21 protein-coding genes are annotated in these 24,530 nt (G+C 59.2%); 10 read left to right on the top strand and 11 right to left on the bottom strand.

Annotated features, from left to right (window positions below; genetic code table 11):
* Positions 1–251: 251 nt before the first annotated feature.
* Complete coding sequence (locus FZE95_RS03570; protein ID WP_150299464.1) at positions 252–1,292, top strand: NADP(H)-dependent aldo-keto reductase; 1,041 nt, start codon at positions 252–254, stop codon at positions 1,290–1,292.
* 52 nt (positions 1,293–1,344) lie between these two features.
* On the opposite strand, the gene zapE is transcribed toward FZE95_RS03570, so the two are convergent.
* Positions 1,345–2,436, bottom strand: a complete 1,092-nt coding sequence (gene zapE / locus FZE95_RS03565) for a cell division protein ZapE (protein WP_150299463.1) — start codon at positions 2,434–2,436, stop codon at positions 1,345–1,347.
* A 35-nt stretch (positions 2,437–2,471) separates the two neighbouring features.
* Positions 2,472–3,122 carry an alpha/beta hydrolase gene (locus tag FZE95_RS03560; protein ID WP_150299462.1) on the bottom strand — a complete coding sequence of 217 codons (651 nt, stop codon included), beginning with the start codon at positions 3,120–3,122 and terminating at the stop codon, positions 2,472–2,474.
* Positions 3,123–3,634: 512 nt separating this feature from the next.
* Here FZE95_RS03560 and FZE95_RS03555 point away from each other — a divergent pair.
* The 5 genes from FZE95_RS03555 to FZE95_RS03535 are packed head-to-tail and all read left to right on the top strand — an operon-like array spanning position 3,635 to position 7,650.
* Positions 3,635–4,096: a YhcB family protein gene (locus tag FZE95_RS03555; RefSeq protein ID WP_150299461.1), complete on the top strand. Its 462-nt coding sequence runs from the start codon at positions 3,635–3,637 to the stop codon at positions 4,094–4,096.
* 47 nt (positions 4,097–4,143) lie between these two features.
* On the top strand, positions 4,144–5,280 hold the full coding sequence (locus FZE95_RS03550) for an MlaE family ABC transporter permease (protein ID WP_150299460.1): 1,137 nt from the start codon (positions 4,144–4,146) through the stop codon (positions 5,278–5,280).
* Positions 5,277–6,074 carry an ABC transporter ATP-binding protein gene (locus tag FZE95_RS03545; RefSeq protein WP_223824948.1) on the top strand — a complete coding sequence of 266 codons (798 nt, stop codon included), beginning with the start codon at positions 5,277–5,279 and terminating at the stop codon, positions 6,072–6,074. Before FZE95_RS03550 ends, FZE95_RS03545 begins: the two co-directional genes overlap by 4 nt.
* Positions 6,075–6,079: 5 nt before the next feature.
* A complete protein-coding gene (locus tag FZE95_RS03540; RefSeq protein ID WP_150299458.1) occupies positions 6,080–7,018 on the top strand; it encodes an MlaD family protein in 939 nt (312 codons plus the stop codon).
* A 2-nt stretch (positions 7,019–7,020) separates the two neighbouring features.
* Positions 7,021–7,650 (top strand): ABC-type transport auxiliary lipoprotein family protein, encoded by a 630-nt coding sequence (locus tag FZE95_RS03535; protein ID WP_223824968.1) that lies wholly within the window; start codon positions 7,021–7,023, stop codon positions 7,648–7,650.
* Between the two features lie 95 nt (positions 7,651–7,745).
* Here the strand turns inward: FZE95_RS03535 and guaA are convergent, their stop codons facing one another.
* The gene (gene guaA / locus FZE95_RS03530; RefSeq protein WP_150299456.1) at positions 7,746–9,323 is read right to left on the bottom strand and encodes a glutamine-hydrolyzing GMP synthase; all 1,578 of its coding nucleotides are present in this window, start codon (positions 9,321–9,323) and stop codon (positions 7,746–7,748) included.
* A gap of 156 nt (positions 9,324–9,479) precedes the next feature.
* Positions 9,480–10,949 carry an IMP dehydrogenase gene (gene guaB, locus FZE95_RS03525; protein ID WP_150299455.1) on the bottom strand — a complete coding sequence of 490 codons (1,470 nt, stop codon included), beginning with the start codon at positions 10,947–10,949 and terminating at the stop codon, positions 9,480–9,482.
* 167 nt (positions 10,950–11,116) lie between these two features.
* Here guaB and xseA point away from each other — a divergent pair, with 167 nt between their 5' ends.
* The 4 genes from xseA to leuA all read left to right on the top strand — a co-directional run bounded on the left by xseA (position 11,117) and on the right by leuA (position 16,673).
* The gene (gene xseA, locus FZE95_RS03520; RefSeq protein WP_150299454.1) at positions 11,117–12,499 is read left to right on the top strand and encodes an exodeoxyribonuclease VII large subunit; all 1,383 of its coding nucleotides are present in this window, start codon (positions 11,117–11,119) and stop codon (positions 12,497–12,499) included.
* 2 nt (positions 12,500–12,501) lie between these two features.
* Positions 12,502–13,332, top strand: coding sequence for a peptidoglycan DD-metalloendopeptidase family protein (locus FZE95_RS03515; protein ID WP_150299453.1), 831 nt, complete (start codon positions 12,502–12,504; stop codon positions 13,330–13,332).
* Positions 13,333–13,386: 54 nt separating this feature from the next.
* Positions 13,387–14,682, top strand: a complete 1,296-nt coding sequence (locus FZE95_RS03510; RefSeq protein ID WP_150299452.1) for a mechanosensitive ion channel family protein — start codon at positions 13,387–13,389, stop codon at positions 14,680–14,682.
* A gap of 320 nt (positions 14,683–15,002) precedes the next feature.
* Entirely contained in the window at positions 15,003–16,673 is a 1,671-nt protein-coding gene (leuA, locus tag FZE95_RS03505; protein ID WP_150299451.1) for a 2-isopropylmalate synthase, read from the top strand.
* A 306-nt stretch (positions 16,674–16,979) separates the two neighbouring features.
* Here leuA and der read toward each other — a convergent pair whose 3' ends face one another.
* The 7 genes from der to pilW form a co-directional block, all read right to left on the bottom strand.
* On the bottom strand, positions 16,980–18,422 hold the full coding sequence (der, locus tag FZE95_RS03500; RefSeq protein ID WP_150299450.1) for a ribosome biogenesis GTPase Der: 1,443 nt from the start codon (positions 18,420–18,422) through the stop codon (positions 16,980–16,982).
* A gap of 93 nt (positions 18,423–18,515) precedes the next feature.
* Positions 18,516–19,652, bottom strand: a complete 1,137-nt coding sequence (gene bamB, locus FZE95_RS03495; protein WP_150299449.1) for an outer membrane protein assembly factor BamB — start codon at positions 19,650–19,652, stop codon at positions 18,516–18,518.
* Between the two features lie 8 nt (positions 19,653–19,660).
* Positions 19,661–20,308 carry a YfgM family protein gene (locus tag FZE95_RS03490; RefSeq protein WP_150299448.1) on the bottom strand — a complete coding sequence of 216 codons (648 nt, stop codon included), beginning with the start codon at positions 20,306–20,308 and terminating at the stop codon, positions 19,661–19,663.
* A gap of 39 nt (positions 20,309–20,347) precedes the next feature.
* Positions 20,348–21,625: a histidine--tRNA ligase gene (gene hisS / locus FZE95_RS03485; RefSeq protein ID WP_263398678.1), complete on the bottom strand. Its 1,278-nt coding sequence runs from the start codon at positions 21,623–21,625 to the stop codon at positions 20,348–20,350.
* Between the two features lie 15 nt (positions 21,626–21,640).
* Positions 21,641–22,753, bottom strand: a complete 1,113-nt coding sequence (ispG, locus tag FZE95_RS03480; protein ID WP_150299447.1) for a flavodoxin-dependent (E)-4-hydroxy-3-methylbut-2-enyl-diphosphate synthase — start codon at positions 22,751–22,753, stop codon at positions 21,641–21,643.
* Between the two features lie 11 nt (positions 22,754–22,764).
* Positions 22,765–23,754, bottom strand: coding sequence for a RodZ domain-containing protein (locus FZE95_RS03475; RefSeq protein ID WP_150299446.1), 990 nt, complete (start codon positions 23,752–23,754; stop codon positions 22,765–22,767).
* Positions 23,751–24,509 carry a type IV pilus biogenesis/stability protein PilW gene (pilW, locus tag FZE95_RS03470; protein WP_150299445.1) on the bottom strand — a complete coding sequence of 253 codons (759 nt, stop codon included), beginning with the start codon at positions 24,507–24,509 and terminating at the stop codon, positions 23,751–23,753. The genes FZE95_RS03475 and pilW overlap by 4 nt, the downstream gene beginning before the upstream one ends.
* Positions 24,510–24,530 lie beyond the last annotated feature (21 nt).

Here is a 24,530-nt window from a genome sequence, read left to right as displayed (position 1 = left end):
GCCTCAGAGGCCACTCTAATAAACAAGAGGGCGAATCTTACAGAATGAAATGTGTTTTTACAAGACAACAAAGCCTAGACAGACACTCAGTGGGGGCTCTGTGGGTCTGGTGGCATCTGCGCTGTAAACCACGACAGGCTAGGCATCCTGTCGAAAGTGGCGGGCATTATGCCAAGGGAGGCAAAAATTTCAACCTTTATTTCCAGCCGTGGTACTAATAAAGGCTTTCGCCAGCAGCAGGAGTCTCGCCCATGCAATACCGCCCTCTCGGCCGCAGCCAGCTCAAAGTCAGTGCATTGTGCCTGGGCACCATGACCTGGGGTGAGCAGAATACCCAGTCAGAAGCGTTTGCACAGATCGACCGCGCCCGCGATGCCGGCGTTAATTTCATCGATACCGCCGAGATGTATCCCGTCCCGCCACGCGGTGAAACCTATACGGCCACCGAAACCATCATCGGCAACTATTTCCGCGAGCGTGGAAATCGCAACAAATGGATACTCGCCAGCAAGATTGCCGGACCGAACCGGGACATGCGCCACATCCGCGGCGGCCAGACACGTTTCAACCGGGAGCACCTTACCGCAGCGCTGGACGCCAGCCTGCAGCGATTGCATACCGATTACATTGATCTTTACCAACTGCACTGGCCAGACCGCAGCACCAACATGTTCGGCGATCTCGGCTATCGCCATGACCTCGACGAGCAGCTCACTCCGATTGAAGAGTCGCTGGAGGTGCTGGATGAAATGGTACAGGCCGGCAAGATTCGTCACATCGGGGTATCGAACGAGACGCCCTGGGGTGTCAGCCGATTCCTGCATCTGGCAGAAACCCGCGGCTGGCCGCGCATCGTATCGGTCCAGAATCCCTATAATTTGCTCAACCGCAGTTACGAAGTGGGCCTGGCAGAAATGTCGATGCGCGAACAGACCGGCTTGCTGGCTTACTCCCCGCTGGCTTTTGGCACCCTGACCGGCAAATACCTGAACGGCCTGCGACCGGAGAAAGCGCGGCTCACGCAATTCAGCCGCTTCATCCGTTACACCAATCCGGAAGCGCAACACGCCTGCGCGCGTTACGTGCAGCTTGCCCGTGATCATGGAATGGACCCGGCGCAGATGGCGCTAGCCTTCGTGACACGCCAGCCATTCGTGACCAGCAATATTATCGGCGCCACCAACATGGACCAGCTCAACCGCAACCTGAGCAGCATCAATATGGGGCTGTCTGATGCCATTCTCGAGGCCATAGCGGCTATCCACCGTAGCCAGCCCAATCCTGCCCCCTAGACGCCGACACCCTGCGCTATTGAAAAGGTCACCTTTGAGGTGGCCTTTTCAGTTACGGCTTATGCGGACGCGACAGGAACTCGTGGGACTGCATTTCCAGCAAGCGGCTGAGGGTGCGCTGGAACTCAAACTCGAGTCGACCACCGGTGTACAGGTCTTTCAGCTCGACCTCCGCGGAGATGATCAGTTTCACGTTCCGGTCGTAGAACTCGTCAACCATATTGATGAAGCGCCTCGCCATGTCGTTCTTGGACACATCCATCTGCTCGACATTGGCTATCAATACCGCGTGAAAGATCTTCGCCAGCTCGATGTAATCGTTCTGGCTCCGGGGGCCGTCGCACAGCTCGCGGAACTCGAACCAGCCCACATCATCACCCACCCGGACCGACTGCACCGGCCGATTGATAACAGTGAGCGTTTCCCCTTCGACCACATCAGCCAGTTCCGGCACCAGGCTTTCGAAACTGCGACGCAGACTGGCTTCAGCCTGATCGTCCAGAGGACAATGGTAGAGCTCCGCCTGCTCCAGAGCGCGCAGCCGATAATCCACGCCACTATCAACATTCACCACTTCGGTGTGACTGTTCAACAAAGCAATGGCAGGCAGAAAGCGAGCGCGCTGCAGGCCGTTCTTGTACAGCCCGTCAGGTACGATATTGGAGGTTGCCACCAGCGTAACGCCGTTGTGAAACAGCTCCTCCATCAGGGTTCCGAGGATCATTGCGTCGGTGATATCTGACACAAAGAATTCGTCAAAACAGATCACCCGTGCTTCATCAGCAAAGCGTTTGGCAATCAGTGAAAGGGGATTTTTTTCACCCTTGAGCTTATCCAGCTCATGGTGAACGCGCTGCATGAAACGGTGAAAATGCGTGCGCATCTTGCGCTCGAACGGTAGCGCATCAAAAAAGGTATCTACCAGGTAAGTCTTGCCGCGCCCTACGCCGCCCCAGAAATACAACCCCTTCACAGGCTCCGGCTTCTTGCCCAATAACTTGCCGATCAAACCCGGCCTGGCGGACTCCTTGGCCACCAGTTCGTCATACAACCGCTGCAAGTGGCGTACGGCATTTTCCTGGGCAGGATCGTGAAAGAAGTCCGGACGCTGGAGGTCCGCCTGATAGCGTGAAAGAGGCGTCATGCTGGGTCCACTGGGATACCGGGAGGGCCGATACTCTAACCGTCAGATCCGGCGTTGGCAATCTGACGTAAGTACAGCTCCACCGCTTCCTTGAGCTCGACCAGCCGACCGTGAAAGAAATGCCCGGTATCAGCAAAGCGCTCCATGGCTACGCCCGGCTTGCCTTCCAGCAGCTCGAATACCGCGGAGGACGCGACCACGTCGTCCGCCTCGCCCATCATGACGGCGGCCGGCCCTGCCAGCGGCATCAACTTGTCAAAGGGCAGCTTTTCTACCGAAGGGGCGACCAACACCAGGCGCGCCGGCCAGCTATCCAATCGACTGGCGGCCGCAGCAGCCACGTAGCCGCCAAAGGAGAACCCCATCAGCCAAAGCTTGTCCATGCCGAGATTGGCTCGCGCCCAGGCGATCACCGCCAGGCAGTCCTCTACCTCACCGATGCCGTCGGCATGCGCGCCAGCGCTTTTCCCGACGCCACGGAAGTTGAACCGAATGGTACTCGCGCCCTGATCGCGCGCTGCCCGCGTCAACGTATGTACGACCTTGTTCTGCATGGTGCCACCCTGCAAAGGGTGCGGATGGCAGATCACGGCTACCCTGTCTGTACCCTCTGCTTTACTTACCAGCATTTCAAGCGGGCCGGCGGGCCCTTCTATCAATTGGGTTTGTTCTGCTCTTCGACTCATGGCCCGCTCCCGTGACTGTTTACGATCAAATGGCGTCGCATGCTCACAAGACTATCAGGTGGTCCGGCTGACATACACGCCGGAAGCGCCTCGAATGTACAACCAGGCGCTTCATTAGATCTGCCGCACAAAGTCCTGCTGCCCGGGCGCAGGCGCGCGCGACACAAAGATCAACAGACTCTAGGGTCTGTTGCCGTTTCATCGCGGCCGCGACGGAGGCCCGTTTAGTGCAGAACAAGGCGCGAGGAGTGAAATTTGGTTGTTCCAAATGAGCGACGAGTAACGCAGTGCTGCGCTAAACGGGTCCCGTCCCTTCGGGTTGCGCGGCAAATGACGCCATGCGGCGTTGCGGGACTTGGCAAGGGAACAACCATTACCTGCGTCCCGCGCCTTGCCTGGCGCCATTTGACACAGCAACGCGGCTCGTGATGAAACGGCAACAGACCCTAGCCTTGTTGTGCAAATGCCGTTACCGTAACCCCATGCAGTGATCGACTTAATGAGGAACCAAGGTGGAACCAAACGAAAACCTCTGGATTGCAGTACTTATTTCCCTGGCGCTGGGCATCGTGATTGGCGTAGTCATTGCCCGCCTGACCAAAGGCGTCGGCGGCAGCGGCGGAACCGGTACTCAAGCCCAGCTTGAGGGTTTGCAGCTGCGGTTCGAGGAATACCAGCAGGAAGTCGCCAGTCATTTCAATACAACCGCGAGCCTGGTATCGAAACTCAACCGTAGCCATCAGGAAATGCAAGCGCATCTGACCCAGGGAGCGGTTAACCTCGCTCCTGACGAAATGACGCGCCAGCGCTTGCTCGCAGCGCTGGAGGACGATTCCGATCCCATCCATACCAGCAGACGCGAACGGCTTGAACCGGTGTTTGACAGCTTCGAGCCGCCGCGCGACTACGCTCCCAAAATGGAAGACAGCCCCGGCACGTTGTCGGAAGAATACGGCGTCAAGCACAAGCGCTAACGGCTGCCCCTGCACGCTCAGTGCAGGGCTAACCTCGGGATCCTGACATGCCGGCGCTCCCCGAAAATCCTTTTCTGTCCCATTGCCCGGGCGACGCGCTGCATCTGGTCATCACCGGCGACTGGACTTTGCAGTACTACTCAGAGCTGCGCCAATTGATTGCAGGCCATGGCGGCGCCAAGACCGCTCTCATGCGAGCCGACCTCAGCGGTCTGGGCGAGCTGGACACGGCCGGCGGTCAGCTGCTGGCTGAGTTGTTGGGTAGCGAATTACTCGAAACCGCTGCCGAACAGCAGCCAAACATGCCGGAAGAACGTCGCATCCTGCTACGTCGCATTGCCCGCAGCCTCGCTCCAGAGAGCGCACCTCGACCACCCGGAAATGCGCTTGGCGACATGCTCGCGCAGGTGGGCAAGAGCATGCTTCTGTTCTGGGAGCACCTGATTTCACTGCTCGGCTTTATCGGCCTGACGCTAGCCGGTCTCGCACGCAATCTCCTGCAGCCTGGCAACTGGCGAATCACCGCGGTCGTGGCCCAGATTGAACAGACAGCGCTCAATGCCGTACCGATAGTCGCCCTGCTGAGTTTCATGGTGGGCGCAGTGATCGCCTTCCTCGGCGCCACCGTACTGGCGGAGTTCGGCGCGAGTATTTTCACGGTCGATCTGGTCGCCTTTTCCTTTCTACGTGAGTTCGGTGTGCTGCTGACGGCCATCCTCATGGCTGGTCGCACGGCCAGCGCCTTTACCGCCCAGATCGGCTCGATGAAGGCGAACGAGGAGATCGACGCCATCCGCGCACTGGGCTTGAACCCGCTCGACCTGCTGGTGATACCGCGGGTACTGGCATTACTGGTTGCCATGCCAGCCTTGACCTTTATCGCCATCCTGTCGGGGTTGTTCGGCGGCGGCATGGTCTGCGCTTTGGCACTGGATATATCACCCACCATGTTTATCGGCATTCTGCAGCAGAACGTCGACATGCAGCACTTTGTGCTCGGCATGGCCAAGGCGCCGGTGTTCGCCTTCCTCATCGCGATCATCGGCTGCCTTGAAGGGTTCAAGGTCAGCGGTAGCGCGGAGTCGGTCGGCGAACATACGACCTCTGCGGTCGTGCAATGCATCTTTGTGGTGATTCTGGTAGATGCCATGGCCGCCCTTTTCTACATGGAGATGGGCTGGTGAGCCACGAACATCACACACCGCTGGTGGAAGTACGCGGCCTGGTTAACCGGTTCGGTAGCCAGGTTATCCATGAGAATCTCGACCTGGATATTCACCGCGGCGAGATCATCGGCGTGATAGGCGGCTCCGGAACCGGCAAGTCGGTACTGTTACGTTCGATCATAGGGCTCAAACCGCCGGATGCTGGCAGCGTCAAGGTCTTCGGGCAGGACCTTGCCCGGCTCGATGCCGAGCAACGCTCGCGTCTGGAGCAGCGTTTCGGCGTGCTGTTCCAGCGCGGCGCACTGTTCTCGTCCTTGACCGTCAGCGAAAATGTCGCCCTGCCATTGATCGAACATGCCGGCCTGAGCAGAGAAGACGCCGAACATCTGGCATGCATGAAACTCGCTCTGGCTGGCTTGCCGCCGAACGCAGGGAGCAAATACCCGTCTGAATTATCAGGCGGCATGATCAAACGCGCGGCGCTGGCCCGTGCGCTGGCACTGGATCCAGACATACTGTTTCTGGACGAACCCACGGCGGGGCTCGATCCGATTGGCGCCGCCGCCTTTGACCAGCTGATCAGGACACTGCGCGACGCGATGGGCCTTAGCGTATTTCTGGTCACCCACGACCTGGACACGCTGTATGCGATATGCGATCGCGTAGCGGTGCTGTCAGAACAGCGAGTGCTGGTAGCTGATCGCCTGGACCGCGTAGCCGCCACCGACAACCCCTGGATTCAGGATTACTTTCATGGCCCTCGCGGTCGGTCCGCGGCAAACGCTGCCAGCCTGCCCCAGCAACCGGAGTGAGATTGATGGAAACCCGCGCGCATCATGTACTGATCGGACTCTTTACCCTGCTTGCCGCAGCGGCAGCCATCGTCTTCGCCATCTGGTTGAGCAACGCCAGCTCCAGCCGGGCTTACAAGGAATATGTGGTCATCTTCAACGAGACGGTGACAGGACTGTCCACCGGCAGCGCAGTGCAATACAGCGGCATCCGCATCGGGGATATCACCCGGTTGCGCCTGGATCCCGAGGATCCGCGCAAGGTATTGGCGAATATCCGGGTCGAACCGGATGTTCCGATCAAGCAGGACACCCAGGCACGCCTGCAGCTTACGGGCATCACCGGCACTTCCGTTATCGAACTTAGCCAGGGCACTCCCGAAAGCCCACCATTGCGCGCCCCGAACGGCGAGCCGCCAGTGATTGTCGCGTCGCCCTCGCCTATCTCGACACTGCTGGCCAACGGCGAAGACCTGATGACCAATATCAACCAGCTCGTCGCCAGCGCCCGCGACATTCTCTCCGAGGAGAACGTCGAGCGCATCGGCAATACACTCGCTTCAATCGAGCGCGCCACCGGCGTGATTGCCGGTCAGGGCGAAGACCTTGAGTCCTTGTTGGCCGAGCTGACCAAGATCAGCGCCCAGGCAACCCGAACCCTCGAGCAGACCGACCAGCTAATGAGCAATGCCAACACGCTACTCACCGAACAAGGCAGCAGAACCCTCGATGGCGCCGACCAGGCATTGAACTCGATAGCACGTACCAGCGCGGTGCTGGAGAACATGCTGACCGAGAATAGCGAGGCGTTTGCCAATGGCATGCGCGGGCTCGGCCAGCTGGAACCGGCGATCAGCGAGCTACGCGGCAGCCTGTCGTCGCTGCGCAATATAACTCGTCGACTCGAAGACAACCCGACCCGTTTCATTCTGGGTCGCGACTCGCTTGAGGAGTTCGAACCGTGAACATGCTTTCTCGCCTGCTTGGCACCAGCACGCTGATCGGCGGCCTGCTGTGGCTCGGCGCCTGCACCGTGCTGCCTGAATCCGAACCCGTGACGGTATACCAGTTTCCAGCGCCGCCAATGCACACCGCAGACTCTGGTGAAGCGATACCCTTGTCACTGCGGATCAACACGCCGCTGACCGGCTTTGCTCTGGCCGGCCCGCGTATTCTGGTCAATCCTGACGGGCACGAGTTGAAAACCTACAAGGGCGCTCGCTGGTCCGACCCCTCTCCGGCCCTGCTGCGTGAATACATCGCCCAGTCATTCAATCAGCATGGCGGTATCGCTACGGTGAGTACCGACGAGCACGGACTGCACGCCGACGTACACCTGAGCAGCAATCTGCGCCGCTTTCAGGTGGTATACGCTGACGGCACGGAAGTAGTTATCGAGCTCGACGCACGCCTGGTGGAAGCTGGCACGCTGCGGGTGCTCTCGGACCGGACATTCGTTACCCGCCAGACTCTGAAAAACGAGCAGCTGCCCGGCGTGGTCGCCGCATACGGTCAAGCCAGCGAAAAGCTCGTCGCCGAATTGCTACCCTGGACACTGCAGGTGCTGCAGGCGCGAGACAAACAGCCTAGCCAGTAAGACACCTCGCAGCGGCCTCCAGCAGCACATACAAAAACCCCGCTTGTAAAAGCGGGGCTCTCTGGGCTCTCTAGACCAAGTCCGTCACGCCAACATCATTCCCACTCGATAGTCGCCGGCGGTTTGCTCGAGATATCGTAGGTGACGCGTGATACACCACTGATTTCATTGATAATGCGGTTCGATACCAGTTCAAGGAACTCGTAGGGCAGATGTGCCCAGCGCGCCGTCATGAAATCGATGGTTTCCACCGCGCGCAGCGCAATGACCCACTCGTAACGACGACCATCGCCAACGACTCCGACCGAGCGCACTGGCAGGAACACTGCGAACGCCTGGCTGGTCTTCTGGTAGAGGTCAGCCCGGCGCAGTTCTTCGATGAAGATGTGATCGGCACGCCGCAGAATCTCAGCATACTCCTTGCGCACTTCCGCCAGAATCCGCACGCCCAGGCCGGGCCCGGGGAACGGATGACGGTAGACCATATCGTAGGGCAGCCCAAGCTCCAGACCGATCTTGCGCACTTCATCCTTGAACAGCTCACGCAGTGGCTCAACCAGATCAAATGCCATGTCGTCCGGCAAGCCGCCCACGTTGTGGTGAGATTTGATCACGTGGGCCTTGCCTGTCTTGGCGCCGGCCGACTCGATCACATCCGGATAGATAGTGCCCTGGGCCAGGAAGCGTATACCTTCCAGCTTCGTCGCTTCCTCATCGAATACCTCGATGAAGCTGCGGCCAATGATCTTGCGCTTCTCTTCAGGATCCGTCACGCCCAGCAGCCTGGACAAGAACATATCCTCGGCATCAACACGGATCACCTTCACACCCATGTTCTCGGCGAACATGGCCATCACCTGATCACCCTCGTGCAGGCGCAGCAGACCGTTGTCAACGAATACGCAGGTAAGCTGATCACCGATAGCCTGATGCAACAAGGCAGCGACGACTGAGGAATCCACGCCACCGGAAAGCCCCAGCAGCACCTTGGCGTCGCCGACCTGATCGCGCACTGTAGCGATGGCGTCTTCGACAATGTTGGACGGCGTCCACAGCGCTTCGCAGCCGCACAGTTCCAGCAGGAAGCGCGACATCAGACGCAAGCCCTGCTTGGTGTGGGTTACTTCAGGGTGAAATTGCACGCCGTAGAAGTGTCTGCTCTCATCGCCCATTGCCGCGATCGGGCAACTGGGCGTGCTGGCGATGATATGAAAGCCCTCAGGCAGGTCCATTACCTTATCGCCATGGCTCATCCACACGTCCAGCCCGAACATGCCATCGGCGTCGACGTGATCCTCTATACCGTCCAGCAGCGCACTCTTGCCGACGATATCCACCCGCGCATAGCCGAATTCCTGCTTGTCAGAACCCTTGACGCTACCGCCGAGCTGCGCAGCCATGGTCTGCATGCCGTAGCAAATGCCCAATACTGGCACGCCCAGTTCATATACCACTTCTGGCGCACGTGGTGAGCCCTCGTTCGGCACGGATTCCGGTCCGCCAGCCAGAATAATGCCTTTGGGGGCGTAAGCACGAATATCCGCTTCGTCCATATCCCATGCGCGAATTTCGCAGTAGACACCGATCTCGCGTACGCGGCGGGCGATCAACTGAGTGTACTGTGAGCCGAAATCGAGGATCAGGATCCGGTGCGCGTGAATATCGTGAATCATGTGCTTTCCTTCGGAAAGAGCGTGTAGCCAAAAGCCGGAAGCCGGTAGCGGGACGGCGAAGTGACTTCGCATCCCGCCGCCCGCTTCCGGCACCTTTATTTGCTGGAAACTCAGGCGAGCCTGCCGCAGCGCTGAACGCGGGCAGGATCAGTTCAATCAACTCACCCGGTAATTGGGCGCTTCCTTGGTGATCTGCACGTCGTGCACGTGGGATTCGCTCATGCCCGCTCCAGTGATCCGGACAAACTCCGGCTTGCTGCGCATCTCCAGGATCGAGGCGCTGCCAGTGTAGCCCATGGACGCACGCAGCCCGCCCATCAACTGATGGATGATGGCGCCAAGTGATCCCTTGTACGGCACACGACCTTCAATGCCCTCGGGGACAAGCTTCTCTGCGCCGGCGCTGGAATCCTGGAAGTAGCGGTCGGATGATCCCTGACTCTGAGCCATGGCACCCATCGAGCCCATGCCGCGATAGGCTTTGTAAGAGCGGCCCTGGAATAGCTCGATTTCGCCTGGTGCCTCTTCGGTACCCGCAAACATCGAACCCATCATCACAACTGAAGCACCGGCGGCAATGGCTTTGGACAGGTCGCCTGAAAAGCGAATGCCGCCATCGGCGATCAAGGGAATCTCGGTATCCTTCAGGGCTGCGGCCACATCGGCAATTGCCGAGATCTGAGGCACACCGACGCCCGCCACGATACGGGTAGTGCAGATGGAGCCCGGGCCAATACCCACCTTGACCGCATCGGCACCTGCTTCGGCCAGCGCCAGCGCGGCTGCGCCAGTGGCAATATTGCCGCCAATGACCTGGATCTCGGGAAAGTTTTCTTTTACCCAGCGAACGCGGTCAATCACCCCTTTGGAGTGGCCGTGGGCAGTGTCGACTACCACCACATCGACCCCGGCTGCGACCAGTGCCGTTACGCGGTCAGCCGTTTCCTGACCAGTGCCAACCGCGGCTCCGACCAGCAAGCGACCCTGATCGTCCTTGGCAGCGTTGGGATAGGCGCGGGCTTTTTCGATGTCCTTGACGGTCATCATGCCCTTGAGATGGAAAGCGTCATCGACGATCAACACTTTCTCGATCCGGTGACGGTGCAGCAGTTCGCGCACCTCGGCGGCGCTGACGCCCTCCTTGACCGTTACCAGTTTGTCCTGGGGCGTCATGACGTCGCTGATCAACGCATCCATACGCGTTTCGAAGCGTACGTCGCGGGCGGTGACAATACCCACCAGGCCGCCGTTGGACAGTACCGGCACACCAGAGAAGCTGTGCTGGCGAGTCAGTTCGATCAGATCACCCACCGTGGCGCTGGCGTCGATGGTAATCGGATCCTTGACCACGCCCGACTCGTATTTCTTGACCTTGCGAACTTCAGCAGCCTGCTGGTCAATCGTCATGTTCTTGTGGATGATTCCCATGCCTCCTTCCTGGGCCATGGCAATCGCCAACCGGGCTTCGGTCACGGTATCCATGGCAGCAGACAGCAGCGGAATATTCAGTTCGATACGCCGGGTAAGCCGGGTCTTGAGGCTGACATCATTGGGCAGTACTTCAGAATAACCTGGCACCAACAGAACGTCATCGAAGGTAAGGGCTTCTTGGCTTATTCGCAGCATAACGGAGGCTCCCGAGCGGGAAAAATGGAAGCGCGTCATTATACCTATCAGCTGGGTGGCACTCAATTGGAATCACTCAGGCGGACGATTTTATCTCAGGACTGCTGATGCTTGGCCGCGCGCGCCAGCCGCTGTGTTCAGACGTTAACACGCGTTAAGATGCACCGATGAATGACAATGCCATTTTCCAGCGCCTGAATACCGAGCGCGAAGTTCTCACCGTCAGCCAGCTCAACGCGCGTGCGCGCGGCCTGCTGGAAGAGGTATTTCCGCGTATCTGGGTCGAAGGCGAGCTGTCCAATCTATCGCGCCCGTCCTCGGGGCACATGTACTTCACCCTTAAGGACAGCAAGGCTCAGGTGCGCTGCGCCTTGTTTCGCCAGCATGCAGCGCGGGTTCGCCTGGATCTGCGTGACGGGCTGCTGATCCGCGCCCGCGGCCGCGTAAGCCTCTATGAGGGGCGCGGCGACTATCAGCTGATCCTCGACAGCATCGAGCCGGCCGGAGACGGCGCGTTACGCCAGGCGTTCGAGGCGCTCAAGGCCAAACTGCAGGCCGAGGGGTTATTCGATGCTGCCAGCAAGCGGGCATTGCCGACCCACCCACGGCGCATCGGGGTCATTACCTCGCCCAGTGGTGCTGCCGTGCGCGACATCATTAGTGTGTTCGGTCGCCGTGCGCCCTTCGTGGAGCTGGTAGTGGTACCGACACCCGTGCAGGGTCGCGACGCCGCACCACAAATTGTCAGAGCCCTCCAGCTGGCCGACCGTAGCGGTTTCGATGCATTGATCATGGCCCGCGGCGGCGGCTCGCTGGAAGATCTCTGGCCGTTCAACGAGGAGACTGTTGCCCGTGCGCTGCATGCCTGCGTTACGCCGACAGTCTGCGCTGTCGGACACGAAACAGATGTATCCATCAGTGACTTTGTCGCTGACGTGCGGGCTCCAACCCCTTCGGCCGCTGCTGAACTGCTGAGCCCCGATCAACAGGCGATGCTGTTGCAACTTGAGCGCGTACAGCGCCAGCTGCGCCAATGCATGCGCGCCCACCTGGGTCGTGAGCAAGCGGCTCTGGATAACCTGCGCAAGCGATTGCGCCATCCTGGCGAGCGGCTCGCGCAGCAGGCGCAAAAGCTGGACGACCTGGAGCTGCGTCTGCGCCGCGCACAGATGCAGCAGCAATTGCGTTTCACGCAAAGATTCGAGCGCCTGCAAGGGCGGCTGCAGGCGCAGCACCCGGGCCAGACGCTTGTATTGCTGCGCCAGCAATTAGAGCATCTGGATCAACGCCTGCCGCGGGCCATGCACCAATCGCTTGAGGCGCGTCGTCAGCGACTCGGCAATCTCGGCCAGACCTTGCATCTGGTCAGTCCATTGGCCACGCTTGGACGCGGCTACAGTATTTTGCTTGATCAGCAGGGCCGCGCCGTGCGCAGTCACACTGATGCACGGCCGGGACAGCGCCTTGAAGCTCGCCTCAGCGACGGGCGCCTCGCGCTTCGGGTCGAATCAGACTCATCCGAGCCACACACACTTCCCCTATTAGACTGAACATGATTCGCCAACTGATCCTTCTGTGTTTATTAAGTTGCCTGAGCCTTTCCGCTTTGGCTGATGGCTTCCTTACCCGGCTGCTCAACAAACCGGTGCCCGGGGGCGTAGCCGTCATCGAACTGCCGGAACAGCCACAGGCGCCCCGTGCCAGGTATCGCGACAATCCGCTGCTGGTCATTCGGGAGGACGGCTCGCGCTGGATTGCCATCGCGGGCATTCCCCTAAGCGTCTCTGCGGGCACCGAGCACATTGTCCTGGCGGGCGGCGTCCGCGTGCCGTTCAAGGTCGAGACCAGAGAATATGAATCCCAACACATCACGCTGAAGAATCAGCAACAGGTGACACCTGATGCCGCACGGCTCAAGCGCATCCAGCGGGAGCTGGTGGAACAGACCAGCGCCTACCAGACCTTCAGCCCACGGCAGCCGAGCAATCTTCTGTTCGACCGGCCGGTTGAGGGACGGCTGTCCAGCGCATTCGGCTTGCGTCGCTTCTTCAACGGGGAGGAACGCAATCCGCATTCAGGTCTGGATTTCGCTGCGCCTGCCGGCACGCCGATCAAAACGCCTGCGGCGGGCAAGGTTATCCTTGTTGGCGACTATTTCTTTAACGGCAAAACCGTCTTCGTTGACCACGGCCAGGGGCTCATAAGCATGGTCTGTCATCTGTCTGCCATCGATGTGCAAGTAGGCGATGAATTGGCGCGTGGCGCAAAGGTCGGCAAGGTCGGTGCAACCGGGCGCGCCACCGGCCCCCATCTTCACTGGAACGTCAGCCTGAACAATGTCCGGGTCGACCCGGCAATATTCATTGGCGCTTTCACGCCCTGAGCCCTGTTCGGGTTATTCAACATCACCATTGTCACTGATTCTAACGAGAGCACCATGATCGATCTTTATACCGATGCCCAGGAATGGCTTGAGCACTACCCCTACCTGTACACAGTGATTGCGTTGGGGCTACTTATCCTGGCCGCCTGGATAGCCAACTGGATCGTCAAGAAAGTCCTGATCCGCGGCCTGCTGCGCCTGATCAGAGCGACGCCCCTGGGCAGTGGCTCCTCCGAAGTGCGCCAGTCACATGTCATCTCGCGACTCGCCAACGTCGTGCCAGCCATCATCCTGTCTGTCGGGATCGGACTGGTTCCGGGCATGCCGGAAGTCGTGGTCATCGTAGTACGTAACGTGTGCAGTGCGTTCATCATCCTCACCATCGCATTGGCCATTACCAATACACTGACATTGATAAACACGATCTACGAAAGGCGGCCCAAGGCGCATCTCAAGCCAGTCAAGGGTTACGTGCAGATCGTCAATATCGTGATTTATGCACTTGCGACCATTCTGATGATCGCCACCTTGATTGACCGCTCACCGCTCATCCTGCTGTCGGGTCTGGGGGCAATGGCTGCGGTCCTCATGCTGATCTTCCAGGACACCTTGCTCTCGTTGGTCGCCAGCGTGCAGATCAGCTCCAACGATATTCTGCGCGTCGGTGACTGGATCGAAATGCCGGCGCTCAGCGCCGACGGCGATGTGATCGATATCGCACTACATACCGTCAAGGTGCAGAACTGGGACAAAACGATAACCACTATTCCTACCAAACGGCTGATCAGCGAGCCACTCAAGAACTGGCGCGGCATGCAGGAAAGCGGTGGCCGGCGCATCAAGCGCAGCATCATGCTGGACCAGCAAAGTGTTCATTTCCTCGACAGTGATGAAACCAGCCACCTGCGGCGCTTCCGGCTGCTGAAAGAATATCTCAACGGAAAACAGGACGAGATCGAGGCCTGGAACAAGGAGTTGCTTGAGCAGGGCAAGGAGCCGGTCAATACCCGCCGGATCACCAACATCGGCACCTTCCGCGCCTATGTCGAGCGGTATTTGCGCAGCCATCCCGGCATTCATCAGCACATGACATTGATGGTGCGGCAAATGAACCCGACGGCCGATGGCTTGCCGCTGGAGATTTACTGCTTTACCAATACGGTTTCATGGGGCGTCTATGAAGGCATCCAGTCGGATATCTTCGACCACCTGTTTGCCATCCTGCCGGAGTTCGGGCTGCGCGTGTATCAGCACCCCAGCGGCATGGACCTGCGCGATCTCCGAGATATTCGCCTGCCGAGCGCGGCTAACGCAGAGTCCGAACCCGGGGTGACGTCGCTGGGCACCTGAGATACCCGGTCTGAGCCTTTGCGCTCAGACCTTTTCAGAGCTGCGCCATCCTCGCAACGATAAAGGCCACGCTTTGCAATATTATTGCCGAAAACCAATGGATAAGGCTGGAAACCAGCGTTATTCATTACTGGCTTGCCATATATCATCCCCCTCGATAGTGTTCATCCATGCAAACATCAACTATCCGCTTCACTTTGCGCCAATACGCCTGCCTTCGTCTGGTCAGTGCACGACTGCGTACCTGACACACAGACTTACCCAGCGCTGCCTTCTTATTTTTCAGGCCCAAAAGGCCAAACCCGAACAGGATTCACAAGATGCCAATGATCGATAACCCATCCAGCCGCTACCGCGCCTTTCCAACCCTGGACATCCCGGACCGCCAGTGGCCATCGCGGACCATTACCGAAGCACCTATCTGGTTGAGCTCGGATTTACGCGACGGCAACCAGTCGCTTATCGAGCCGATGGACGCCGACAAGAAGATGCGCTTCTTCAAGACGCTGGTGCAGGTGGGCATCAAAGAAATCGAGGTCGGATTTCCGTCTGCCTCACAGACTGATTTTGACTTCGTACGTGAGCTCATCGAAGGCGGCCATATTCCGGATGACGTGACCATCCAGGTATTGACCCAGGCCCGCGAGGACCTGATTGAGCGCACCTTTGATTCGGTCAAGAACGCCAAGCGCGCGATTATTCACTATTACAACGCCACTGCGCCCAGCTTCCGCCGCATTGTCTTCAACCAGGACAAGGCTGGCGTAGTGGATATTGCGGTCAGCGCAGCGCAAATCATCACCCGGCTAGCCGCGGAGCGCCCCGAGACTGATTGGCGCTTCGAGTACTCACCGGAAGTGTTCAGTTCCACCGAAACCGACTTTGCGGTGGAGGTATGCAACGCTGTGATTGATGTATTCCAGCCCACCCCTGAGAACAAACTGATCCTCAACCTTCCGGCCACCATCGAAGCTGCAACACCGAATATCTATGCTGACCAGATCGAATGGTTCGGGCGGCATATCAATCGGCGTGACAGCGTACTGATCAGTTTGCACACGCATAACGATCGCGGCACGGGCGTGGCCGCTACCGAGCTTGGCCTGATGGCCGGGGCGGATCGGGTTGAGGGTTGCCTGTTCGGCAACGGCGAGCGTACCGGCAACGTGGATCTGGTGACCGTCGCCCTGAACATGTATACCCAGGGCGTGCATCCGGGGCTGGACTTCTCCGATATCGATGCAGTGCGCAAGGTAGTCGAGGAGTGCAATCAATTGCCGGTGCATCCGCGCCATCCGTATGTGGGTGACCTGGTGCATACCGCGTTTTCCGGATCGCATCAGGACGCGATCCGCAAGGGCTTCGCCCAGCAGGATCCTGATGGTATCTGGTCGGTCCCATATCTGCCCATCGACCCGGCGGACATCGGCCGCAGCTATGAAGCCGTTATCCGGGTCAACAGCCAGTCAGGCAAGGGCGGGATTACCTATCTGCTCGAGCAGGAGTATGGCATCAGCCTGCCCCGCCGCATGCAGATCGAGTTCAGTCAAGTGGTGCAGCGTGAAACCGATCGCCTCGGGCTGGAAATGACCGCCGACCAGATCTACCAGTTGCTTGATCAGGAATATCTGCAAGCCAGCACGCCCTACGCACTGATCCGCCATCGCTTGCAGGAGGAGAACGGCACCAGCGCGGTGGATGTGGAAATACTCAACGAAGGGGAAACCCAACATTGGCGAGGCTTGGGCAAGGGTCCTCTGGAAGCTTTGGTGGCCGGCCTGCCTGATCAGGTAAAGATCATGGACTACCACGAGCACGCCATCGGTTCAGGCACCAACGCCAAGGCCGCAGCCTATGTGGAAATACGTCTGGATAACGGACGACCCCTGCACGGTGTGGGTATCGACGAGAACCTGACCACTGCAAGCTTCCGCGCGCTGCTTAGCGCACTGAACCGCGCACTGGGCGAAGCGGCAAGGCAAGCGGCCTGAAGCACACCTGCGCTAGGTCGGGTTCCTCAGCTGCGGCGGAGCTGTCGTTGAGCAGGCGCTCAACAACCCCAGGCAACCCCGCACATCACAAGCGGCTCCTGGGGGTGTAGCGCGCCTGCGCTACGCCGAGCTTTCAGCTGCTACAGGGCCCGTCGATGAACAGGCGCTACAACCCCGGGGAAGCCTCCACGTGCCACGCTGCGACCCCTGGGGATGTAGCGCGCCTGCGCTACGCCGAGCTTTCAGCTGCTACAGGGCCCGTCGTTGAGCAGGCGCTCAACAACCCAGGAAACCCTGCGCATCGCGTTAGCGCTTGTCCTTGCGCTTTTTCTCGGCTTTCTTGTGGTGACTCATCAGACGGCGTTTCTTGTTGACCTGGCGCTCACTCAGTGCGTTCTTGCGATCAGCGAAGGGATTATCGCCGCCTTTGTATTCCACCCGAATCGGCGTGCCCGCAAGCTTCAGCACTTTACGGAAGGTGTTTTCCAGGTAGCGGGTGTAGGAGCGCGGAACAGCGTCGACCTGATTGCCATGAACAACGATGATCGGCGGATTCGAACCACCGAGGTGCGCGTAACGCAGCTTGATCCGGCGACCGTTGACCAAGGGTGGCTGATGCTCTGCCACAGCGGCTTCCAGGATTTCGGTCATGCGCTTGGTCGGGATCTTGGTCATGGCGCTTTCGTAGGCCTTGTCCACCGACTTGTACAGCAGACCCACGCCGCTGCCATGCAAGGCCGAGATGAAGTGCAGATCAGCAAACTGAGTGAAGATCAGCCGACGCTGCAGCTCGATCTTGACGTAGTCCTTCTCGCTTTCATCCATCCCGTCCCACTTGTTGACCGCAACGACCAGCGCACGCCCCGCCTCAAGCACGAAACCGAGCAGATGCAGATCCTGATCGACTATGCCTTCGCGCGCATCCACCACGAAGATCACTACGTTGGCATCTTCAATGGCCTGCAAAGCCTTGATCACCGAGAACTTCTCGACCGCCTCGAACACCTTGCCGCGACGTCGCACCCCCGCTGTATCAATCAGGGTGTATGGCTTGTCGTGCCGGTGATACGGGATATAGATAGTGTCGCGGGTCGTCCCTGCCTGGTCGAATACGACCACTCGGTCCTCACCCAGCATGCGATTGACCAGCGTCGACTTGCCGACGTTAGGCCGCCCGATAATGGCAATCTTGGTCCCTATCGGCTTGATTACGCGCGGCGTTAGCGGCTCGCCGTTTTCATCAAGCTCGGTACCGATAACGCCCTCATCACCGAATACGGCTTCCAGCATGGGGTTGATGTTGCGATTATGCGCGGCTGCGATCGCAATAGGCGCTCCCAGGCCCAGGGAGGAGAACTCGCCGACAATGGAGTCCTGTTGCGCGCCATCCAGCTTGTTGGCGATCAGAAAGGTGTGCTTGTCCCGCTTGCGCAGGTGCTCTGCGATCATTTCGTCAGCGGCGGTACGACCAGCCTGCGCATCGACCAGAAACAGCACTGCATCAGCTTCTTCAATAGCCAGCAATGACTGCCCGGCCATGACAGTATCGATGCCCTGCTCGTCGCCACTGATACCACCAGTATCCACCACGATGAACTTCTTGCCCTGCCAGACAGCTTCGCCATACTGGCGATCGCGGGTAAGCCCGGACATATCAGCGACGATAGCGTCACGGCTTTTGGTCAGACGGTTGAACAGGGTGGATTTTCCGACGTTGGGACGCCCCACCAGAGCGATTACAGGAACCATGATTACTCCGCGCACGCCTGGCGTGCCGACAAAAACAAAACGGCCGCTGCCCCCTAATGGGCAACGGCCGGGAAAGTATAACCTTTTTTGTGATCAGCGCAGTTTGAGCGCGACCAGATCACCGCTGTTGCCATAAACGTAGAGCGTGTCGCCCTGAACAACAGGTGCTACCCGCACGCCCTTGCGGTCAACGCGTATCCGGCCGACCAGCCGACCATCCGTCTGGGCCAGCAGGTGCACATAACCTTCGTAGTCGGCGACCGCCACGTAGCTACTGAAAGCAACCGGCGCAGTCAGCTTCCGGCGCAGCAGATCCTCGTTGCGCCACAGCGTACGCGGACGGTTGGCATCAAATGCTTCGACGGCTCCATCGGAGTGACTGAGATAGACACTGCCGAAGCCAACACCCGGGCCGCCGTAGCTGGAAGCAGGCTGCTGCCACAGCGGCTCGCCCGTTTCAGCATTCAACGCAGCCAGATTGCCCTGGAACGCTGCAACGTACAGTGTCCGGTCATCCAGCAGCAGATCGCCGTCTATATCGACCATGCGTTCCAGTTCCGAACGGCCCTGGGGCTGCGCTATACGCTGCTCCCAGATCGGCACGCCATTTTCGGCTGCCAGCGACACTACCTTGCCGCTGGCGAGGCCCGCATAGACCTGCTGCAAGCTGACGACTGGCGTGGCATGCCCACGCACGGTCAGGACTGGCAGACTCGATTCGTACAGCCAGCGGCGATCACCATCAGAGATGTCCAGCGCGACAATGTTGTCATCCTGCGTCTGTACCACGACCACGTCGCCATTGGTTTGCGGCGGCGCGAGCACTTCGCTGCTCACTTCAGCACGCCACAACTCACTGCCATCCTCTTCATCGAGAACGATCACTTCGCCATCCAGCGTACCGACGAATACGCGACCGCCACCGGCGCCGACCGCACCAGAGGTGCGTTCATCCAGCTTGGTCTGCCAGCGTACCGAGCCGTCGTCCCGGTCCATGGCAATGACACGGCCCTTGGCGTCGGCAGCATACAGTGCCAGGCCATCCAGCGTCGGCTTGAGATTGTTGTACAGATCACCCTGACCCACGCCGATATTGCGTTTCCAGCTCCGCTCCAGCTCAACCTCGGCGGTAAATTTTTCCAGCTCCGCCGGCGGCAGCTCTTTCTTGCCGGAACTACCGCAGCCGGCAACCATGATGGCTGCCACGCCAATGGCAAGGTATCGGGACATCTGCTTCACTAGGCTTCCTCCGCCAGATCGTCGATTTTCAGCTGTAACTGGGGGCGGGCCTGCCGATCAGGTATTGCACGGAGCGCGGACTGATAAGCTTCACGGGCTTCTTCGGTACGGCCAAGGCCCAGCAGCAAGTCGCCGCGTATTTCTTCGCGTCCGGCCAGCAATGGCCCGGACACTTCCGAGTCGAATAACGCGAGCGCTTCCTCTGCCCGCTCCTGCTGGGCCAGCACCCGCGCCAGACGTTGTTTGGCGATTTCTTTCAGCGCTTCGTCATCAGCATTTTCGACGACTTCGTTCAGCAAACGCTCAGCCGTGGCGAAATCCCCTGCCTCAACCGCAAGCCGCGCCTGCATCAATCCTGCGTAGCGGGAATAACGCGAGCCCGGATACTCATCGCGCAACTGCTGCGCCAGTTCTGCTGCACGGGTACGCCCCTCAACAGTGGTCTCTTCCTGCCCCAATACCGACTCAAGCATCGTCTGGTATAACGCCGAAGCATTGGCTGCCTGGGTGTCGCGATAATCAGTCCAGGCGTTCCAGCCGAATACGCCCGCCAGGGCAAGCATCGCGCCGGTGAGCAACGGCATACCATGCCGTTGCCACAATTCCTTGATTTTCTCTACCTGTTCTTCTTCTGTCTGGTAAGCCACCCTACGCTCCTTCCCGAATTATTTGCGCTGCCGTACTGCTCACAACAATTGTTTAAGTCGTGCCGGCAGGTCCTGCCAGGCAATATTTTCCTGCTCGCTGCGATCGCGCAATGGCTTGAGCCCGATCTGCTGCGCGGCGGTTTCGTCCTCACCCAAGATAAGGGCATACAGTGCGCCCGACTTATCCGCCTTTTTGAACTGGCTCTTGAAACTGCCGCCGCCACAATGCACTACAAGCCGCAGACCGGGCAAGGCATCCCGTAGTTGTTCTGCGAGTCGGAAGCCTGCCGTTGCTGCGGAGGCGCCAAGCATGACCATATAGACGTCGACCTGACGGGACAGCTCCTCGGGGATCTTGCCCAAGGTTTCGATCAACAGCAACAACCGCTCCATACCCATGGCAAACCCCACAGCCGGCGCGGGTTTACCGCCGAGCTGTTCAACCAGACCGTCATACCGGCCGCCAGCACAGACTGTGCCCTGAGCACCGAGCTTGTCGGTCACCCATTCAAAAACGGTGAGGCCATAATAATCCAGCCCGCGGACCAGCCGCGGATTGATGACGTAGGGCACACCCGCGCTATCAAGCAACGCCCGCAGCCCTTCGAAATGCTGCCGCGCTTCGTCGTTCAGATAATCGGCGAGTTTCGGCGCATCGACCAGCAGCGCCTGGGTATCCGGGTTTTTGCTATCGAGCACCCGTAGCGGATTGGTTTCCAGCCGACGCTGACTGTCCTCGTCCAGCTGCTCGAACCGGGCCTTTAGATACTCGACCAACGCCTCACGGTAACGGGCCCGATCTTCCGAACTGCCGAGACTGTTCAGCTCAAGGGTTACCGCCTCCGCCAAACCGAGCTTCTGCCAAAGGCGCCAGCTGAGAATAATCAGCTCAGCATCAATGTCCGGGCCACTGAGATTGAAAGTCTCGACCCCGATCTGCTGAAACTGGCGATAGCGGCCTTTCTGCGGACGCTCATGACGAAACATGGGGCCGGTGTACCACACCTTGTGACTGACGCCCCCACCCAGCAAGCCATGCTCGAGCATTGCCCGAACGCAACCGGCAGTCCCTTCGGGACGCAGGGTCAGGGAATCACCGTTACGATCGGCGAAGGTGTACATCTCCTTTTCGACGATGTCAGTGACTTCGCCGATGGAGCGTTTGAACAGCTCGGTCGGTTCCACAATCGGCAGACGGATCTGCTGGTAACCGTAGCCTGCGAGCAGGTCCGCCACGGTGCGTTCAAAATATTGCCACAGGGCGCTATCGGCGGGCAGGATATCGTTCATGCCGCGCACGGCTTGCAGGGTCTTCAAAGCGTATTTCCTTAATCAGCCGCGGATGATGGTGTTGGCATCCAGTGCTTGTTTGGCGGCAATCTTGTCGCGAATCAGCGATTCCAGACGGTCAACCAGGCCCTCATTGACCAGTTTCTCGCTCGGCGAGCCATCAACGTATACCAGGTTGTTCGGTGAGCCGCCGGTCAGGCCGATATCGGCCTCGCGGGCTTCACCCGGACCATTGACCACGCACCCGATAACCGCGACGTCCAGCGGGACCAGCACATCATCGAGACGCGCTTCCAGCTCGTTCATGGTCTTCACCACGTCGAAGTTCTGGCGCGAACAACTCGGGCATGCGATGAAATTGATGCCCCGGGACCGCAACCGCAGCGACTTGAGGATATCGAACCCGACCTTGATCTCTTCAATCGGGTCAGCCGCCAGCGAAATACGAATGGTGTCGCCGATCCCCTCGGCGAGCAGCATTCCCAGGCCCACAGCGGACTTCACCGTACCCGAGCGCAATCCACCTGCTTCTGTGATGCCCAGATGCAATGGTTGCTCAATTTGTTGTGCGAGCAAACGGTAAGCACCGACCGCCATGAATACATCCGAGGCCTTGACGCTGACCTTGAATTCCTGGAAATCCAGCTTGTCGAGGAACTCGACATTGCGCAGTGCGGATTCGACCAGCGCCGCCGGGGTAGGCTCGCCGTATTTCTTCTGCAGATCCTTCTCCAGCGATCCGGCGTTTACACCGATCCGGATAGGAATCCCGTTATGTCGCGCCGCATCGACAACCGCCCGAACCCGGTCTTCGCGCCCGATATTGCCCGGATTGATACGCAGACAGTCCACGCCCAGGTCCGCCACTCGCAACGCAATCTTGTAGTCGAAGTGGATATCGGCAACCAGCGGAATCGAGACCTGTTTGCGAATCTGGCCGAAAGCCTCAGCCGCCTCCATGCTTGGCACCGAAACCCGGACGATATCCGCGCCGACCGCTTCAAGGCGGCGGATCTGGTCGACGGTCGCGGCCACGTCACAGGTTTCGGTGTTGGTCATGCTTTGTACTGATATAGGCGCATCACCGCCAACCAGTACCGAGCCCACGCGAATCTGGCGTGAGACTCTGCGTTTGATAGGTGATTCCTGGTGCATGTTTTTAACTCCTACTGGCCCAGCTTGAGCCGGACGACACCCGCTGGCTTGTACGCTGCGGTATCCAGCCTGGTGCCCTGGTATTCGATGGCGGATACGGCTTCGATAGCTCCGATGACGACCTGCAGCGGGCCTTCATGATCGATATCGAGCGACTGCTCCGCCTGCATGAGTTGGGTATGCAGCGCCTTGCCATCCGCGCTACTGACCTGTACCCAGCAGGTATCGTTGAATCGCATGTGCAGTCCATTGGTTGCCCGCCCTGCTGACAGCGCGTCCGTGGCGGCTTCGGTCTGCTCTGCCTCAATCGGCTGCTCAGCGTTTGCCGTGGAATCGTCCGCCGATTCGGTCCGCTCGGCCGCTGGCTCTGCCGTCTGCTGGACGTTACCGGCTGCGTCCGTCTCGACCGCTGCGACCTGTAACAAGCCGGGCGTCGAAGGCTCGATCAAGGCAATATACTGACCTGCCGCATGCCGTACGCCTGGCAACGGCACCGGTGATGGCAGCGAGTCCACCAGCACTTCTTCAAACAGACGCTCGTCCAGCTGCGAAACAGCGGGCTGCTCAGCTTCGCGGTTTTCATACCACCACAGGAAGACCGCACCGGCTATCAGCAGGAAAATAATCAGCGCACCGCGGCGCAGCCACATTCTGTTACTGCGCCCCGCTGTATAGCGATCAGTCTTGTCGATTCCATGCACCGCGCGTGCGCGTTCCTTGACGCCCATCTGCCGATCGTATTCAAGCACCAGCGGGTCCGCGTCGAGATTCATCAGACGCGCGTAAGCGCGGATATAACCCCGCCCGAACGTCTCGCCCGGTAACCGCTCGAACTGTCCCGTTTCGATATATTCGAGGATTTTCGGAGACAGCCTCAGGCTGCTGGCCACCTCGTCTTCACTCAAGCCATGACGCAACCGTGCGTCGCGCAACACAGCCCCGGCGTCCAGGGCTCCCTGCGAATACTGGCTACCAGTGGTATCAAACTCGCGGGAATTCATGAGGATTCAGACTCCTTGAGCGCTCTGGCCTCTGCGCTTGAGGGATACAAACGACGCAACTGCAAGGCGTAGCTCGCGGCACGATTATGGTCGCCGAACCGGCGTGCCAGCTGGACGCCCAGCCAAAGGCTGGATGCGTTCTGCCCCGACAACTGCTCGAAACGTCGGTAATACTCCCAGGCAGGAACATAGTTCTGCTCCTGAAATTCCAGCTTGGCCAACTCCAGCATCGACTGCGGCTGCCGACTGTTAAGCCGTAACGCCCTTTCGAAACTGGCTTTTGCCTGCTCGGTATTGCCCATCATCCGATGCGTCATCCCCAGATTCTCGAACACTCTGGAGCGCTCGCTGTAGAGCGTATCGGTGGAGGCTTTCTCGAAATGCTCAAGCGCCTCTTCATACCGCTCCTGACTCAGCAGAAAGGCACCGTAATTATTGAGAATGCGCGGATTGTTACCGTCAATACGCAGCGCTGAACGGAAATGCTTCTCCGCCGAAGGATATTCGCCCTCCTGCTGATAAACCAGCGCCAGCGCGGTATGGGCCGAAGCCGAATTCGGATCCAGTTTCAGCGCTTCGCTCAAAGGCGCCTTGGCCCTGTCGGTTTCGCCCTGCTGCATATATCCCAGGCCGAGCTGAATATAGGCGTCGCGCGCCGCTTTCGGATCGGACGGCTTGCGCGACTGATCCCCAGTCGTTACACAGCCACTCAACGCCAGACTCAATATCCATATTGCGACTACAGGCTTGATCATAGAATTACCTTGCCGGTGGTA

The organism is Pseudomonas profundi, from assembly GCF_008638305.1.
GTDB classification, from domain to species: domain Bacteria; phylum Pseudomonadota; class Gammaproteobacteria; order Pseudomonadales; family Pseudomonadaceae; genus Halopseudomonas; species Halopseudomonas profundi.
This window is presented reverse-complemented; position numbering and strand designations above follow the sequence as displayed.